Below are 17993 nucleotides of genomic sequence, written 5' to 3'. Positions count from 1 at the left end.
CCGCCGTTTCCGGCACACTCGCCACACGGGTCATCGCGCCACCGCCGCGTACGCCCGCTTCAACAGCTCCTCGTCCGGCCCGGCCAGGATGCCCGGCTTCGCCAGGCCGTCCAGGACCACGAACCGCAAGGTCGCCGCCCGCGCCTTCTTGTCGACGCGCATCGCGGGCAGGAGATCGGTCCAGGCTTCTTCCGGGTACGCCGTGGGCAGCCCCAACGACTCCAGCACCGTCCGATGCCGGTCCGCCGTGGCGTCGTCCAGCCGTCCGGTGAGCCGGCCCAGCTCCGCGGCGAAGATCAACCCGACCGCGATCGCGTTGCCGTGCCGCCACGTGTACTTCTCGCGGCGCTCGATCGCGTGACCCAGCGTGTGCCCGTAGTTCAGGATCTCCCGCAGCCCGGACTCCTCGAGGTCGACACCGACCACGTCCGCCTTCACCTGGATCTTGCGGACGACCAGCTCACGCAGCACGTCCGACCGTGGGTCCAGGGCCTGCGCGGGATCCGCCTCGATCAGCTCCAGGATCCGCGGGTCGGCGATGAACCCGCCCTTGGCCACCTCGGCCATTCCCGCCGCGATGTCCTGAGCCGGCAGCGTGTCCAGGGCGTCCAGGTCGCAGATCACCCCGGCCGGCGGGTGGAACGCACCGACCAGGTTCTTGCCCGCGCCGATGTTCACCGCGGTCTTGCCGCCGACCGCGGCGTCGACCATGCCCGCCACCGACGTCGACACCGGCACCCAGCGCACCCCGCGCAGCCAGGCCGCCGCAACGTAACCGGCCAGGTCGGTGGTGGCCCCACCGCCGACACCGACCACCACATCGGTACGCGTGAAACCGGCCTCGCCCAGCGCATCCCAGCAGCGGGCCGCCACCTCGACGGTCTTGCCCGCCTCGGCGTCCGGCACCTCGATCGGCACCACCGTCGCCACCCCGGCCGCGTCGGCGACGGCTCGCGCCCGATCCCGCAGCGTCGGCGGATGGATCACCGCCACCCGGGCCGCGCCGTCGATCATCTCGGGCAGTTCGCCCGCCAGCCCACGCCCGACGACCACCTCGTAAGGCCGGTCGCCCGTCACCGGAATCCGCGTCACCACGGCCGTACCCTATCCGCGCCTTTCCGTCCCCGGTGTCCCACCCGCCGCGGGTTCCACCTCGTGGATCGCTTGAAAAGGGTCCGTCAGGCCGTGAGGAGGCCCGGCGGCCGTCCCCACACGGATGCGACCGACTCCTCGTCCTGCGGCAATCAGGAGCGGAGCAGGGCTGCCACCTCGGGAGCGATCTCCTCGGGAGCCCGGCCGTCGGTCGGGATCACGTGGGTCGCCACCTCCAGGTACAGCGGGCGCCTCTGCTCCAGCAGGTGCTTGAGTGTCGCCCGCGGGTTCAGGGCCAGCAACGGACGGCCCGCTCCCAGCCCCACCCGCTTGAGCGCGTCCGTCAGCTCCACCGACAGGTAGACGACCGTCTGGTCGGCGAGGAGTTTGCGCGTACCCTCGTCGAGGATCGCTCCGCCGCCCAGCGCGAGCACGCCCTCGAAGGTCTCCAGGCAGCTTGCCACGGTGGTCCGCTCGCGGGCGCGGAACGCCGCCTCGCCGTCCTCGACGAAGATCTCCGGGATGGGCTTGCCCACCTCGGCCTCGATGATCAGGTCGGTGTCGGCGAAGGGGACGCCGAGGATCTGGGCCACCGACTGGCCGACGGTCGTCTTGCCGGCGCCCATCACGCCGACCAGGACGGCGACCGGGGCCATCAGCGGAAGACCAGGTTCGACAGGTAGGAGTCGAGGTTGCGGCGGATCTCGGCGACCGAGTCGCCGCCGAACTTCTCGGTGGCGGCTTCGGCGAGGACCAGGGCGACCATCGCCTCGGCGACGACGGCGCCGGCCGGGACCGCGCAGACGTCGGAACGCTGGTTGATCGCGGTGGTGGCCTCACCGGTGGTGATGTCGACGGTCTGCAGTGCCCGGTTCAGCGAGGAGATCGGCTTGAGGGCGGCGCGGACGCGCAGCGGCTCGCCGTTGGTGATGCCGCCTTCCAGGCCGCCGGCCCGGTCGGTGATGCGCTTGACGCCGTCGGGGCCGGGGACGATCTCGTCGTGGGCGACCGAGCCGCGCGAGCGGGCCTGGGTGAAGCCGTCGCCGATCTCGACGCCCTTGACCGACTGGATGGACATCAGGGCGGTCGCCAGGCGGGCGTCGAGCTTGCGGTCCCACTGGACGTGCGAGCCGAGGCCGGGCGGGACCTGGTAGGCGAGGACCTCGACGATGCCGCCGAGGGTGTCGGCGTCCTTCTTCGCGGCGTCGACCTCGGCGACCATGCGGGCGCTGGCCTCCGGGTCGAGGCAGCGCAGCGGGTCGGCGTCGATGCGGTCGAAGTCGTCGGGCGTGGGGACCAGGCCGGTCTTGGCGGCCACCGAACCGAGTTCGATGACGTGCGAGACGATCTCGATGCCGAGTGCCTGGCGGATCAGCTGTTTGGCGACGACGCCGACGGCGACGCGGGCCGCGGTCTCCCGGGCACTGGCGCGCTCCAGGATCGGGCGGGCGTCGGTGTGGCCGTATTTCTGCATGCCGGCCAGATCGGCGTGACCGGGGCGGGGCCGGGTCAGCGGGGCGTTGCGCGACTGGGCGGCGAGGAGTTCCGGGTCGACCGGGTCGGCGGCCATCACCGTCTGCCACTTGGGCCATTCGGTGTTGCCGACGCGGATGGCGACCGGGCTGCCGAGGGTGCGGCCGTGCCGGACGCCACCGATGATCTCGATTTCGTCCTGCTCGAACTTCATCCGGGCGCCACGACCGTAGCCGAGACGACGGCGCACGAGATCACGGGTGATGTCCTCGCTCGTCACCTCGATCCCGGCGGGAACGCCTTCCATCAGCGCGACGAGCGCCGGTCCGTGAGATTCACCTGCGGTTAGCCAGCGCAACACGCGCCCAGTCTCCCACGCCCCGCCGGCCTCCCGGCATACGGTCACCCTCGTCCCGCCCAGCGGACCATTCATCGGGTACGAGCTACCGGCGTCCCGGAGCTACCAGCGCGGCCTCTCACCGCGGTGCGAGGCCGTGACGCGGCTCCGGCAGCGTGGTGACTTCAGCAGCGGCACGCCGGAAGTCACCACGCCCGGGGTTCCTCAGTCGATGAACTGGGTGCGCTTGCGGACGGCCTCGTCGAGGGCGGTCCGCATCGCCTCCTGCGGCGCCGAGCGTACCCCGGTGAACTGCTCGAACTGGCTGAGCGCCTGGGCGATCAACAGGTCGAGCCCGGACACGACCGACACGCCCGACTTCATCGCCGACGCCGCCAGTGCGGTCGGCCACGGGTCGTAGAGCGCGTCGAACAGCACCGACCCCGGCCGCCACTTGATCTTGTCGGCGAGTTCGTCGGAGGCACCCTTGGGCACGGTGGCCACGACCGCGTCGGCGTCGAAGGCCGGCACGGCGTCGGCCCAGTTCACGCCCTCGAAGCCGAGGTTCAGCGTGGCGGCGACCTTGGCCAGTTCCAGGCGGGCGTCGGGCCGCCGGGTCACCACGGTCACGCTCTCCGCGCCGAGGTCGGCCGCGGCCGCGATGGCTGCCCGGGCGGTGCCGCCGCCGCCCAGAATGGTGATCTTCGGGGGTTCCTCGGTGGACGCCTTGGCGGCGTGCCGGCCGACGCTGATGCCCAGGCCGGCCTCCCGCAGCACGTGCACCATGCCCGGGATGTCGGTGTTGTCGGCGTGCCATGTCCCGTCGGGCTGGCGGACCAGCGTGTTGGCGACACCGGCGGCGACCGCGGCGGGCGTCGCCTGGGTGGCCACTCGCAGGGCCACTTCCTTGAGCGGCATGGTGAGCGACAAACCGGCCCATTCCGGTCCGAGACCCGCCACCAGGTCGGGAAGCTCGGACTCGGCGCACTCGATCGCCTCGTACGTCCATCCGGAGAGCCCGCTCGCGGCGAACCCGGCTTGGTGGATCACCGGGGACAGCGAGTGGGCGATCGGCTTACCGCACACCGCGGCCTTACGGCCGGAAGTCGGATTCTCGTCTTGGCTCTGCACGCGCTCACTCTACGGAATGGGAAATCGGGACCAACCGACTGTCACTCGTTGCAGAGAGGTACGCCGTTGGCACAGGCCTTGACGACATTCCGGTTGTGTTCCTCGTTGGTGACCGCGAATGCGGACCGTCCGCTCTTGTCGATGGCGACGAAGAACAACCAGGGTCCCGGGGTCGGCTTGAGCGCTCCCTGCAGCGCCGCCCGGCCAGGGTTGTTGATCGGCCCGACCGGCAGCCCGACCTTGTTCTCGGTGTTGTACGGGTTCTTCGGGTCGGTCATCTCGGCGGTGGTGAGCTTGCCGGAGTGCTTGCCGTCCTTGCCGTTCAGTTGCAGCCAGTAGTTCGTCGTCACGTCGAACTGGAGCGGGATCTTCTCCTTGTACGCCCGGTTGTACGCGACCCGGGAGATCTTGGGCAGGTCGCCCGCGATGCCGGCCTCGGCCTGGGACAGCGACGCCGTGATCAGCGCCTCGTACGGCGAGATCGAAAGGTTCTTCTGCGCATCATCCGCGAATCCGAGCTCACCGGTCACGGTGAGGAAGTGCTCGATCATGGTGCTCAGGATCTGCGGAGCGGTCGCCTTGGGGTCGAACTCGTAGGTGTCCGGGAAGAGGAAACCCTCGAGGCTCTTGGCCACCGGCCTGCCGTCGGTCCGTTTGAACCACCAGTCCGGGACGCCCAGGCCCTCCGGGTCCTTCGCCGCCTCCTGGAAGTCGGCCACCGGGATTCCGGTCGTCTTGGCCAGCATGGCGTAGACCTGTTTGGCGGTCCAGCCCTCCGGGATCGTCACGCCCTTGCTCACCCGGGCCGCCGGGTCGAGCATCAGGGACAGGGCCGCCGCGCCGGACATCTGGCTGCGCAGGTTGAAGGTGCCGGACTGGATGTTCTTGCTCTTCGGCTCGGCCTCGGCCGCGTCCAGGAACGCCTTGGTGCTCTTGATGACGTCCGCCTCGACCAGCACGTTGCCGATCTCGGTGAGCGACGCGCTCTTGGGGATGGACACCTCGACCACGCCGGTGCCGGGACCGCTGTAGTCCGCGGCGACGAAGAAGCTCTTGACCTTGGTGTATCCGAAGTAGACGCCGCCACCCAGCGACGCGAGCAGCAGGAAGGTCATCACGAACGCCACAGCGGTGCGGCCGCGCCCCTTGTCGTTCCGGCGCGCCCGCCCGGCTCTTCCCTGCTCGGCATCCTCTTCGAACGCCACATCCAGTTCGTCGATCATGTCGTTCGCCTCCGCTGTACGCCGGCCGGCTCCGAAGACCCCTCTGGGATGCCCCGATAACCGCGGTCGACACCCTCCCGTCAGCCAGGACGTTCTCCTGGCACTGACGGGCACCATACCCACATCGATGCCCCACCGCCCACCCCTGCCACCGGTTGCTTACACGGCGGTAACCGACAGTGGGGGCGTTCGGCGCGGAGCACTGTGCCTAACGCAGCGCCTCCGGACACGAAACGCGGCGGCCGCCGGGAGAAAAATCTCCCGGCGGCCGCCGTTTCGTCGCTTTCATCCACCAGTCGGCAGACGCTCTCCACCACCGGTCAGCAGATGGGGATGCCGTTCTTGCAGGCGATCTTGATGTTCGCCTCGTGTTCGGCGAACGTCTTCCCGTACGCCGTCTTGCCCTTGTCGTCGATCGTCACGAAGAAGAAGTAGGGGCTCTTCTTCGGGTTCATCGCGCCACGCAGAGCCACGTCACCGGGGTTGCTGATCGGGGTGATCGACATGCCGGGGACGTTGTACCGGTACGGGTTGTTCTCGCCGTGCATCTCGGAGATGGTCAGCTTCTCCGAGGACTTGCCCTCCTTGCCGTTCAGCCGCAGCCAGTAGTTGACCGTGCTGTCGAGCTGCAGGCAGTTGCAGGGGAAGTCACCGGTGTAGACCCGGTTGTACAGCACCCGGGCGATCGGGCCCATGTCCTCGGCGAGAAGGCCCTCCACCTGCGCGATGGACGCTGCGACCAGCGCCTCGTACGGCGAGATGTTGAGCTTCTCCTGCACCGTGTCGACGAACTTGATCTTTTCCATCTCGTTCAGGAAGTTCTTGATGAAGATCTTGAGGATGCTCTCGGCCGTGGCGTCCTTGGGAATCTCGTACGTCGCCGGGTAGAGGAAGCCCTCGATCGACGTCTTGTCGACCTTGATGCCGTCCTTGCGCTTGAACCACTCGGCCGGCATGCCCAGCCCGGCGGGGTCCTTGGCGGCCTTCACGAAATCCGCCCGGTCGATCCCGGTCGCCTCCGCCAGCTTGTCGAACACCTGCATGGACGTCCACCCCTCGGGGATGGTCACCGTGCTGACGTTCTTGTTCTTCAGGTCGAGCAGCATCAGGAGAGCGTCGCTCGCCTTCATCTGCTTCTTGAGCTTGTACTCCCCGACCTGGATCTTCTGGCTGTCGGCGTTGTCCTTGGCCGCGCTCACGAACGCCTTCGCGCTCTCCACCACGCCCGCCTCGTACAGCGTGTTCGCGATGGCCGTGGCGCTGTCGCCCTCCTTGACCTCGACGATCGCCTCACCCGAACCGGGCCCGGCGTAATCGGCGCCGCCGAAGAAGCCCTTCACCTTGTCGTAGCCGTACCAGGCGCCACCACCGAGAGCACCGAAGAGCACCAGAACCATGAAGAAAGCCAGAAAGGTCCTGCTGCCCCCCTGCTTCTTACGATGTCGCCATCGCCCGGGGTCCTCGTTGTCCTCGAATTTGAGGTCCTGCTGCTCGTCGATCAATTAGCTCTGCCTCCGCTGCGCGTTGAGCCAACTCTGCAGAATCTCGACAGCCGCCGCCTGATCCACCACGGCACGCTGTCGCCGGCCCTTGACGCCCCGCTCGGACAACCTGCGGCTGGCGACGACGGTGGACATGCGCTCGTCGGTCAACACGACCGGCAACGGGGCGACCAGCTCACTGAGCCGGTCAGCATACGCACGGACGTGGCCGGCCGCCACGCCCTCGCGCCCGTTGAGCGCCACCGGAAGACCGACCACGAACTCGACCGCCTCGTGCTCGGCCGCCAGCCGGATCAGTTCCGTCATGTCCGTCGGCGTGCCGTCCGCGGCGGTCTCCCGGTCACGGGGCACGGTCATCACCGGACTGGCCAGGATGCCGTCGGGATCGCACTTGGCGACCCCGACACGCACCTGGCCCACGTCCACGCCGAGGCGAACGCCCCGAACGAAGGTCTGCGTCACGCCTTCATCCTGCACAGCTGCAACACGCGCCTCCAAGTCCGATCAAGCTTTGGTGCGAAGAGTAGCCACCGATCGGCCGGAGCCGCTATCAGCTCGCTTCGATGATCGCCTTCTCGATCGCGCCCAAGAGCTTAGCGGCATCCCCGGCGGGCACGCCGCCACCCTGAGCAAGGTCCGCATTGCCCCCGCCACGACCCGAGAGAGCCGCCTTGACCAGGTCGGACGCCGCCAGGCCACGCTCACGCGCCGCACTGTTGATCGCCACGATGAGTGACGCCTTGCCATTGGCACGCGCCGTCACCGCCACCACAGCAGGGCGTGATCCATCGATCTTGCCGCGGATCTCCTGCGCCAGGGTCCGGACGTCGTTGCCGCCGGCACCCTCCGGCGCCTCGGTCCCGACATACGCCACGCCGCCCAGATCCTTCGCCTGCTCGGCGAGCGTCGCCGCGCCGCCCAGCACCATCTGCGCCCGGAGCTTCTCCAGCTCCTTCTCCGCGTCGCGCAGCGCCGTGACGGTCTGCTCGACCCGGTCCGGTACCTGATCCACCGGAACCTTCAGCAGCTCCGCCAGACGCGACACCAGGTCACGTTCCCGGGCCAGGTAGCGGAACGCCTCGATGCCGGTGACCGCCTCGACACGACGCTGCCCGGCACCCACCGACGACTCGCCGGTGATCGCCAACGTGCCGATCTGCGCCGACCGGTCGACGTGGGTGCCACCGCACAGCTCACGGGAGAACGGGCCACCGATCTCGACCACGCGGACCGTGTCGTCGTACGTCTCGCCGAACAGCGCGATCGCACCCAGCTCCTTGGCCTCGCCCAGCGTCATCAGCTTCGCGCTGACCGGCAGGTCGGAACGGATCGCCCGGTTGGAGACCTCCTCGATCTCGCTGCGGGTCACCGGCGACAGACCGCCACGCCACGCGAAGTCCAGACGCAGATAACCCGGCCGGTTGTACGAACCCGACTGCAGCGCGGTGGGGCCGAGCACCTCACGCAGCGCCGCGTGGATCACGTGCGTGCCGGAGTGCGCCTGACGCGCACCGACCCGCCACTCGTGGTCGACCTGGGCGTGCACGCCGTCGTCGACCGCCAGCTCACCCTCGAGCACCCGCACCTTGTGCGCGACCAGGCCCTTGACCGGACGCTGCACGTCGATCACCTCGGCCTTCGCGCCCGGCGCGACGATCGTGCCCGCGTCCGGCGCCTGACCACCCGACTCCGCGTAGAACGGGGTCTTGTCCAGGAACACCGTGACGATCTCACCGGACGCAGCCGTGGTGACCGGACCCTGCTCGCCGAGGATGCCCAGCACCCGCGAATCGGTCTCCAGCGTCTGGTACGCCAGCCAGTCGGTCGGCCCGTGCGCGTCCAGCACCGTCCGGAACACCGACAGGTCCGCGTGGCCGGTCTTGCGCGCCTTCGCGTCCGCCTTGGCCCGCGACCGCTGGTCGGCCATCAGCGCCCGGAAACCGTCCTCGTCGACCTTCAGGCCCTGCTCGGCCGCGATCTCCAGGGTCAGGTCGATCGGGAAGCCGTACGTGTCGTGCAGCTGGAACGCCTTGTCGCCGGCCAGCTTCGCGCCGCCCGCCTTCTTGGTGTCACTGATCGCGGTGTCCAGGATCGTGGTGCCCGCCTTCAGCGTCGAGCGGAAGGTGTCCTCCTCCGCATACGCCTGGTCGGAGATCCGCGCGAAGTCGGTCGCCAGCTCCGGGTACGACGGGGACATGCAGTCCCGCGCGATCGGCAGCAGGATCGGCAGCGCCGGGTCCTGCCAGCCGAGCAACCGGATCGCCCGGATCGCCCGGCGCATGATCCGGCGCAACACGTAGCCGCGTCCCTCGTTGGACGGGGTGACGCCGTCGCCGATCAGCATCAGCGCGGTCCGCACGTGGTCGGCGATCACCCGCAGGCGTACGTCGTCGGGGTGCGACTCGCCGGCCACCTGACCCGAGTTCGCGCCGTACTTCTTGCCGGTGAGCTCCGCCGCGCGGGCCAGCACCGGGTGCACCTCGTCGATCTCGTAGAGGTTGTCGACACCCTGCAGGATCGACGCGATGCGCTCCAGGCCCATGCCGGTGTCGATGTTCTGCTTCGGCAGGTCACCGACGATGGTGAAGTCTTCCTTGCTGCGCACGTCGGTGATCTCGTACTGCATGAAGACCAGGTTCCAGAACTCCATGAACCGGTCCTCGTCGACCTCCGGGCCGCCGTCCTTGCCGTAGGCCGGACCACGGTCGTAGAAGAGCTCCGAGCACGGGCCGGCCGGGCCGGGGATGCCCATCGACCAGTAGTTGTCCTTCTTGCCGCGGCGCACGATCCGCTCGAGCGGCACGCCCTGCGCCTTCCACAGCTCGAACGCCTCGTCGTCGTCGTGGTAGACGGTCGGCCAGATCCGCTCCGGGTCGAGACCGTAGCCGCCCTCGTCGACCGACTTCGTCGACAGCTCCCAGGCGAGCTTGATCGCGCCTTCCTTGAAGTAGTCCCCGAACGAGAAGTTGCCGTTCATCTGGAAGAACGTGCCGTGCCGGCTGGTCTTGCCGACCTCGTCGATGTCCGGCGTCCGGATGCACTTCTGCACGCTCGCCGCCCGCGCGTACGGCGGGGTGCGCTGTCCCAGGAAGAACGGCACGAACTGCACCATGCCGGCGTTGATGAACAGCAGGTTCGGGTCTTCGATGGCGGGCAGCGGGGCACTCGGGACCACCGTGTGCCCGTTCGCCTCGAAATGCGCCAGGAAGCGCCGCTTGATCTCCGCCGTCTTCATCGATGTCCCTCCTGCGAGCCGTATCCCGCGTCCTCGCGGAGATCGGCGAATTTGTCCTCATACAGCTCCCCCGCGGCGAACGCCTGGTGGATCTGCTGTTCCCGCTCGGCCATGCCTTCGCGGACGTCTTCCACGAAGCTACGCACCGACTCGACGAGGCCGCCAGCGGATTCCGACAGCGACGTGGCGATGCCGGTCGGAGTGAACTCCTCGGCCTTGCGGGTCAGCTTGTGCACGATGAGGGCACCGACGGCCAGACCGGCGCCGAGCCAGAGCAGACGCTTCATGACTATCTCCCTAGCGGCTAGCGGGCGGCCTTGCGGCGCTGCTTGATGGCGGCGCGAACCTCGCGCTCGTCTTCGGCGGACCGGCGGGCGGCCGACGCCTTACGCAGGCCGTACCCGAACGAGGCCACCTTGACCAGCGGGTTGGCGGCGGCGGCGGACACCACGGTCACCAGGTTGGCGACGTTGGCCGTCACGTTCTGGGCGTGCTCGGTCATCGTGTCGACCTTGGCGAGCTGCACGTTGACGCCGTCCAAAGAGACCTGAACCTGACCGAGCGCGGTGTTCACATTCTCCACCGTGGTGTTCACGTTGCCGAGCAGCGGCCCGGTGCGGTCCACCGTGTCGTTGATCGCACGGGTCGCGGCGTCGATCGTGCGGCCCAGCTTCAGGATCGGGACAGCGAGCACGAGGACGAGCATCAGGAAGGCGCCCGCCGCGATCAGACCTGCGATTTCTCCGGCATGCATGTGGCGCGTCTCCTCTGGTGGTGGTCACGGGTTCGGCGGGACATCGTGGGAGACCCTACCGTCCGTGACCACCGGTCGCCTCACGACGCCTCGGGTGTCGGCTCCAAGAGGGGATCGTCCAGGTCGACCACCGGCTCCGGGGTCTCCCCGACCGGCCCGGGAGTGGTCTCGGTCTGGCCGCGGGTGTCGCCGATCGCGTTCTGCACCTTGATGCTGACCGTCGATCCGACGCACGACGCCGGATCGGCCGCCGCCTCGGCCTGCGCCTGCGCCTCCTCGTCGGTGGTCGAAGGGATGGCGTCCGCCGCGATCTGGTCGACGGCGCAGCCCGGCAGGCTCACGAACAGGTCCAGGTTGAGCTCGTCACGTTTCCAGCAGCTGTAGGTGCCGTCCTCGGCGCGGATCGGCGTCTCCGGGCACTCGGCGACCTTCCACTGCGTCCACCCGGCCTTCTTGAGCGCCGTCGTCCACGCCTCCGAGGTCTCCTGGAACGGCTTCTCGGACGCGGTCACCCGTTCGCGGAACCGGCACTCCATGAAACACCAGTCGTTGCCGTTGCGCCGGTCCTCGGTCTCCGCGGCGGCCCACGACGGCACGTTCAGCTCATCGAGTGACGCGAAGACCGGGTCGCTGCTCATCGCCCGGATCCCGAAGAACATCGGCAGCACCAACAGGACGACCACGGCCACCGAGGACAACGTGATCACCCGCAGGCGCCGCTGGGTGCGCAGCTTGCGGCGCAGTTCGGCACCGGCACCACGCAGACCACCGGCGGCCTCGGCGTCCTCCTCGTCCCCGGCACCGGACGTCCCGGCCGGAAGGGCGAGCGCGGTCCGGGCGGCGGGCAGGGCCGGACGGCCACCCACGCGAGCTGCCGCGACGGCCTCACCGCCGGCACTCGCGCCGGGTGCGTCGTCATCCTCATGCCGGGGTACGCCCGGAGCACCGTCCCGTGCACCGGCCGGAGCCCGGGAGCCGTCACCCGGTCCGGCAGGGCTCCCGCCGGGAACCCGTGCGGCACCCGCGGCGTCGTCCGGTCCCGGCACAGCCCGTCCGGGCACGACCGCACCGGCACGGGCCGCCTTGACGACCGCGCCGCCACGGGCGGGTCCACCAGCCGGGCCGGAACCGGGCACAGACGCGCCACCTCGGGCAGGTCCATCCGGTCCGGAACCGGGCACGGAGGCGCCACCGCGGGCGGTCCCATCCGGTCCGGAGCCCGGCACGGACGCGCCGCCTCGGGCGGGTCCACCGTCCGGGCCGCCCGCCGCGCGTCCGGGCACGACAGCCCCACCACGCGCCGGACCGCTGTCCGGGCCGGAACCGGGCACCGAAGCGCCACCACGGGCGACTCCACCGTCCGGGCCGTCGTCGGCGCCCATCCGGCCGTGCACGATCGCGCCGCCACGCGCCGGTCCACCGTCCGGGCCGCCCGCCGCACGTCCGGGCACGACAGCCCCACCACGCGCCGAACCGTCCTCAGCGCCCGCTCCGGGCCGACCGGGAACCGCGGCACCACCGCGCACGGGGGCAGCGCCACCACGCGCGGAACCGTCCTCAGCGCCCGCTCCGGGCCGACCGGGAACCGCGGCACCGCCACGGGCCGGACCGTCGTCACCGTTCGCTCCGGGCCGTCCCGGGACCACGGCGCCACCACGTGCGGCCGCACCCGGTCGTCCACTCTCCGAGGCAGGCCGGCCGGGCACCGCGGCGCCGCCACGGGCCGGGCCGTCCCCAGCACCGGCACCGGCACCGGGCACGGCGGTGTCCGGGCGCGCCGGGGCCACCGCCGCGGACCTGGCCGTGCCGGTGTCCGGGCGCGCGGGCTTCCCCCCGGCTGCTCCGGAAGTGCCGGCGTCCGGTCGTCCCGGTGCCACCACGGCGGCGGCTCCGGCCGTACCGGCCGGGTCCGGCGGGTCGTCGTCCGATGAGCCGCCTTCGTGCCAGCCTTCGTCGGAATCGCCGGCGTCGTCACGGGCCCGGCGCCGGCCCCCGGGCGGTCCGGACGGCATGCTGCGGTCCGGGCCGATCTGACTCTGGCCGCCCTGCTGCAGACCCGGCGGGAGACCGCCCTGGTGCAGCGCGCCCGGGTTGACACCCGGATTCGGTCCGCCCTGGTAGGGCCCGTTCTGCTGTGGGCCGTTCTGCGGCCCCGGCCCCCGGCGGGGCGCACCGGGACGCTGGATCACGCCGGAGGTGCTGTCCGCCATCGCGCCGGCCCGTCCGGGCAGCGCCGGGGTACGGGCACCCTCACGACCGGGCACGACCGGCGGGACCGCGGCCGCGGCACGCACCGGGCGGCCGTCGCCGGGCCCGATCCGCCGCGGACCGGTCACCCCGGAACCACTGGCCGGGTCGACGACACCGCTGTTCGGCTCGTCGGCCTCCTCCGCGGCACGGCGGGCAGCCCGGGTACGCGGCTCACCGGGCCGGACCAGGTCGTGCGCCCCGGTGTGCGACCCCGGGCGGACGATGCCGTGCGCGCCGGTGTGCGAACCGGGACGGACCAGACCGTAGGAACCGGTGTCGGACCGCGGCGCCCCGTCGTCCGGAGCACCGTGCCGGCCGGACCGCTGCTCGCCGGGACCCTGGCCCCAGCCGGCATCGCTGTCGGGCCCGGCATGACCACCCCGGGCGATCCGGCCGTGGCGTCCGGTCGACTCCTCGCCGGCCTGCGGGTAGCCGCCGGCCGAACCCTGCTGCTCATCGTCGTCGGGCCGCGCGCGGCGACCACGGCGGGACCGCTCTTCCGGGGCGCCGTACTGGCCACGGGGGCCGCCGGGCAACGGGCCCGACTGGTTGACCTCGTCGTACCCGGGCATCGGCCCGGACTGGCCCGCGTCGAACCCGCCGGTCCGGTGCGCCGACTCGTAGCCCGCGCCGGCCGGGTCGTAGCCCGGGCCCGCCGGGTCGTAGCCGCCCGGGTTGGCCCGTCCCCGCGGGATCGGACCGGAACGCTCGGACTCGTCGTAACCGGCCGGGTTCACCTGCCCCCGCGGAATCGGGCCCGAACGCTCGGACTCGTCGTAACCGGCCGGATTCGCACGGCCACGCGGAATCGGGCCGGACTGTCCGGACGGGTCGTAGCCCGCCGGGTTGGCCCGCCCCCGCGGGATCGGACCCGACTGGCTGCCCGGGTCGTAACCACCACGGCCACCCGAGACCGGGTTCACCTGGCCGGACGCGTCGTAACCACCGCGACCACCGGAAACCGGGTTCACCTGACCCGACGGGTCATAGCCACCACGGCCACCCGAAACCGGGTTCACCTGACCACGGCCGCCGGAAACCGGGTTCGGCTGGCCGGACGGGTCGTAGCCCGCCGGATTGGCGCGCCCACGCGGGATCGGACCCGACTGGTTGACTTCGTCGTAGCCGGCCGGGATCGCACGGCCACGCGGAATCGGACCCGACTGGTTGGACTCGTCGTAACCGGCCGGGTTGGCACGTCCACGGGCCCCGGGGATCGGGCCGGACTGGTTGACTTCGTCGTAGCCGGGAATCGGGCCGGACTGGTTCACCGCGTCGAACCCGCCGGGCGGCGGGGCCACCGAGGCGCGGCCGGGCGCACCGTCCGGGCGGAACCGGTCCCGGGCCGGGCCGGCCGGAGACGTCGGACGGATACCCGGGGAGACCGGGCGGACGCTGGAACGGGCGACCGGGATCTCCGGCGCATTGCCGGATAGCGGGACGATCGGGCCTGCGGGCTGCCCACCACCGGCACCCGGACCACCGAACCCGGGACCACCGGCACCGGGACCACCGGCGCCAGGCCCACCGAACGCGGGGCCACCGGCAGCGCCGGGACCACCAAAACCGGGGCCACCAGCGTTGGGCCCACCGAAGCCAGGAGCCGTGCCGGACGGCGCGCCGAAGCCGGGTACGTCCTGGTCGGCGTCGATCTGCCGACGGCTGTGGCCGGGCTCGACCGGTTCGGGACGGCCACGCTGCGGCGGACCACTGCGGCGGGCGCCGGGCGGCAACTGCGCCGAAGCCGGGCCGGCCGACATCTGCCCAGGCTGCCCCGGACCCATCGAACCGGGCTGTCCCGGACCCATCGGCCCAGGCTGTCCCGGACCCATCTGACCGAGTTGTCCCGGCGGCATCTGACCGGGCTGACCCGGCTGCATCGCAGGCTGGCCGGGACCCGTCTGGCCCTGCCCCGGACCCATCTGACCCGGACCCATCTGACCAGGCGGCATCTGACCAGGCGGCATCTGACCGGGGTGACCCGGGCCCATCTGACCGGGCCGCATCGGGCCAGTCATCTGACCAGCGTGTCCGGGCTGACCGGGCGGCATCTGGCCGGGCTGGAAGGGGGCACGGCCCTGTCCGGGCACCTGAGCGGCACCCGTGCCGGGCGGAGCCTGACCGGGGATCTGGCCGGCGGGAACCGGACGCGGACCGCCGGGAACCTGCTCCGGCGGCACCTGTCCGGGCTGGGCCGCGCCACGCGCGCCGACCGCACCGGGGTTGACCGGAACAGATCGGTGCCCCGGACCCATCTGACCGGGACCGCCCGCGCCGGGACCCATCTGCCCTGGAGCCATCTGCCCTGGAGCCATCTGCCCTGGAGCCATCTGCCCTGGAGCCATCTGGCCGCCGGGACCCGCCTGACCGGGCGCCACCTGACCGGGGCCGCCGACACCGGGGCCCATCTGACCGGGGCCGCCCTGGCCCGCACGCGGGCCCATCTGTCCCATACCGGGCTGCCCAGGACCACCCCTGCCGGGCTGACCGGGACCACCCATGCCGGGCTGACCGGGAACTCCCATACCGGGCTGACCGGGACCCTGCTGGCCCGGCTGACCGCCGAAGGATCCGGAACCCTGCTGGCCGAAACCCTGCTGACCCGCCGCCCCGTCAGGACCGGCACCGAAACGGCCGGGCCGCTGACCGAGACCGCCGGGAGCACCCGGGCCGCCAGGTCCACCCGGACCACCGAAGCCACCAGGAGCGCCCATGCCGCCGGGTCCACTCGTGCCCCCGGGTCCGCCCATGCCGCCGGGAGCGCCCATGGCGGGGCCACCGGAGACCGGACCGGGACCGGTCGGGGCGCCCGACACCGGGCCGGGGCGATGCCCCTGCTCGTCGGTGTCAGGACCGGCACCGCGGGACGGGTCGCCGTCCTCGTCGTCGCCGGGCATGAAGAAGTCGTCGTCCGGGGCGTCGTCCGGGCCGGGGGCGACCCGGCCGGACTTGCTGGTCCGGGCCATCTCGCCGGGCGAGGCGCCCGGGCCGATCGCGACCCGGTCCTGCTTCGCCGTGCGCAGGTCGTCGAGCCAGCCGGTCTCCTCCTGCGGGATCACCTCGGGGACCATCGGCTGTTCGGGACGTCCGCGGCCGAAGCGGAGGCGACCTCTGCCGGTCTTCTCCGCCTTCTGGCCGGCGTCCTCGTCGGGCTGATCGGGACCCCGCGATTTCACGGCTGTTCCTCCCCGGCAGTGTCGCCGCTGTCGTCTGTCGTGCCGGCGTTCGCCGCACTCGTTGCCGTTGATGACACACCGTCTGCTACGGTCTCGGGACCGTCCGCTGTCGCGTCCGGAGCGGATCCCGCCACGGACTGTGCTGCGTCCACGGCCTGGTCACCACTCGAGCCCGCCGCGGACCGTGACGCATCCACGACTTGCTCACCACCCGAGCCCGCCGCGGACTGTGCTGCGTCCACGGCCTGCTCACCACTCGAGCCCGCCACGGACTGTGACGCATCCACGGCTCGTTCACCACCCACCGCGTGGTCGGCTCCGTCCGCCGAAGCGGTCGTCGCCGTGGTCGCCACGGTGGTGGCGGTCGCACGCGGAGCCGGGCCGAGACCTCGCACAATCCGGCGAAGACGCGGGACCCTCTCTCCCACCGCGCGTTCCGCGCCGTGGTCGGTCGGCCGATAGTAGTCGGTGCCGACGAGATCGTCCGGCGCGTACTGCTGGCGCACGACGCCACGCTGGTCGTCGTGCGGATAACGGTATCCCCGCCCGTGGCCCAGGCCTTTCGAGCCGGAGTAGTGCGCGTCCCGCAGATGGGCCGGCACCGCCCCGCCGCGGCCTTTGCGGACGTCGGTGATGGCCTCGCCGATGGCGGTGGTGACGGTGTTGGATTTCGGCGCGGTGGCCATGTGCACCACGGCCTGCGCCAGGTTGAGCTGTGCCTCGGGCATGCCGATGAGCTGCACGGCCTGGGCGGCCGCGGTGGCCACCAGCAGCGCCTGCGGGTCGGCCATGCCGACGTCCTCACTGGCGAAGATCACGATGCGCCGGGCGATGAACCGCGGGTCCTCGCCGGCGACCAGCATCCGGGCCAGCCAGTGCAGCGCGGCGTCCGGGTCGCTGCCCCGCATGCTCTTGATGAATGCGCTGGTCACGTCGTAGTGGGCGTCGCCGTCCCGGTCGTAGCGTACGGCCGCCACGTCGACGGCGCGTTCCGCGGTGGCGAGATCGATCTCACGCGCGCCCTGTGCCTGGGCGGATCCGGCCGCGGCTTCGAGCGCGGTCAGCGCCTTGCGGACGTCACCGGACGCCAGGCGTACCAGATGGTCCTCTGCTTCGGCGGTGAGCGTGACCGCGCCGCCCAGACCGCGCCCGTCGGTGACCGCGCGCCGGATGAGACCGCGGACGTCGTCCTCCTCGAGCGCCTGCAGGGTCAGCAGCACGCAGCGGGAGAGCAGGGGCGAGATCACCGAGAAGTACGGGTTCTCGGTCGTCGCCGCGAGCAGCGTGACCGTGCGGTCCTCGACCGCGGCGAGCAGCGAGTCCTGCTGGGTCTTGCTGAAGCGGTGCACCTCGTCGATGAAGAGCACGGTGGGCGGGCCGCCGTAACGGCGCTCGCGGCGCGCGGTGTCGATCACCGCACGGACGTCCTTGACGCCCGCGGTGAGCGCGGACATCGCGACGAACTTGCGGTCCGTGGCGTTCGCCACCAGGTGGGCGATCGTGGTCTTGCCGGTGCCCGGCGGGCCCCACAGGATGACCGACATCGGACTCGAGCCGGTGACCAGCTGGCGCAGCGGGGCGCCCGGGGCGAGCAGGTGCTCCTGACCGATGAGCTCGTCGAGGCCGACCGGGCGCATCCGCACCGGCAGCGGCGCGTCAGCGGCGGGTGCCCCGAAACCGGACGCCTCGGCGCCGGTGGGTGCGACCCGATCGCCGGGTGACGCCAGTGAGAAGAGCCCGTCCGTTTCCATCGCATCCGACAGTACCGGGGGTTCGGAGCAGTGCCGAAATCGCGATCGTCCGCGGGCCGGGGACGTGCT

12 protein-coding genes are annotated in these 17993 nt (G+C 71.4%); all 12 read right to left on the bottom strand.

Annotated features, from left to right (window positions below):
• Positions 1-30 precede the first annotated feature (30 nt).
• The gene (gene aroB, locus QSK32_RS38925; protein ID WP_045743196.1) at positions 31-1095 is read right to left on the bottom strand and encodes a 3-dehydroquinate synthase; all 1065 of its coding nucleotides are present in this window, start codon (positions 1093-1095) and stop codon (positions 31-33) included.
• Positions 1096-1244: 149 nt separating this feature from the next.
• Positions 1245-1748, bottom strand: coding sequence for a shikimate kinase (locus QSK32_RS38920; protein ID WP_045743197.1), 504 nt, complete (start codon positions 1746-1748; stop codon positions 1245-1247).
• Positions 1748-2926, bottom strand: a complete 1179-nt coding sequence (aroC, locus tag QSK32_RS38915; RefSeq protein WP_045743198.1) for a chorismate synthase — start codon at positions 2924-2926, stop codon at positions 1748-1750. The genes QSK32_RS38920 and aroC overlap by 1 nt, the downstream gene beginning before the upstream one ends.
• A gap of 201 nt (positions 2927-3127) precedes the next feature.
• Positions 3128-4033, bottom strand: coding sequence for a shikimate dehydrogenase (locus QSK32_RS38910; RefSeq protein ID WP_083449087.1), 906 nt, complete (start codon positions 4031-4033; stop codon positions 3128-3130).
• A gap of 41 nt (positions 4034-4074) precedes the next feature.
• A complete protein-coding gene (gene mltG, locus QSK32_RS38905) occupies positions 4075-5256 on the bottom strand; it encodes an endolytic transglycosylase MltG (protein WP_045743200.1) in 1182 nt (393 codons plus the stop codon).
• A 320-nt stretch (positions 5257-5576) separates the two neighbouring features.
• The gene (gene mltG, locus QSK32_RS38900) at positions 5577-6758 is read right to left on the bottom strand and encodes an endolytic transglycosylase MltG (protein WP_502872586.1); all 1182 of its coding nucleotides are present in this window, start codon (positions 6756-6758) and stop codon (positions 5577-5579) included.
• Positions 6759-7220 carry a Holliday junction resolvase RuvX gene (gene ruvX, locus QSK32_RS38895; RefSeq protein WP_045743224.1) on the bottom strand — a complete coding sequence of 154 codons (462 nt, stop codon included), beginning with the start codon at positions 7218-7220 and terminating at the stop codon, positions 6759-6761.
• Between the two features lie 88 nt (positions 7221-7308).
• Complete coding sequence (gene alaS / locus QSK32_RS38890) at positions 7309-9993, bottom strand: alanine--tRNA ligase (protein WP_045743202.1); 2685 nt, start codon at positions 9991-9993, stop codon at positions 7309-7311.
• Positions 9990-10280, bottom strand: a complete 291-nt coding sequence (locus tag QSK32_RS38885; RefSeq protein WP_045743203.1) for a hypothetical protein — start codon at positions 10278-10280, stop codon at positions 9990-9992. Before QSK32_RS38885 ends, alaS begins: the two co-directional genes overlap by 4 nt.
• Before the next feature lie 17 nt (positions 10281-10297).
• Positions 10298-10747, bottom strand: coding sequence for a DUF948 domain-containing protein (locus QSK32_RS38880; RefSeq protein WP_045743204.1), 450 nt, complete (start codon positions 10745-10747; stop codon positions 10298-10300).
• A gap of 80 nt (positions 10748-10827) precedes the next feature.
• Entirely contained in the window at positions 10828-16173 is a 5346-nt protein-coding gene (locus tag QSK32_RS38875; RefSeq protein WP_285474752.1) for a hypothetical protein, read from the bottom strand.
• Positions 16170-17924, bottom strand: a complete 1755-nt coding sequence (locus QSK32_RS38870) for a replication-associated recombination protein A (RefSeq protein ID WP_285474751.1) — start codon at positions 17922-17924, stop codon at positions 16170-16172. The genes QSK32_RS38875 and QSK32_RS38870 overlap by 4 nt, the downstream gene beginning before the upstream one ends.
• Positions 17925-17993 lie beyond the last annotated feature (69 nt).

This window comes from Actinoplanes sp. NBRC 101535 (assembly GCF_030269225.1).
In the GTDB taxonomy this organism is placed as follows: Bacteria; Actinomycetota; Actinomycetes; order Mycobacteriales; family Micromonosporaceae; genus Actinoplanes; species Actinoplanes rectilineatus.
This window is presented reverse-complemented; position numbering and strand designations above follow the sequence as displayed.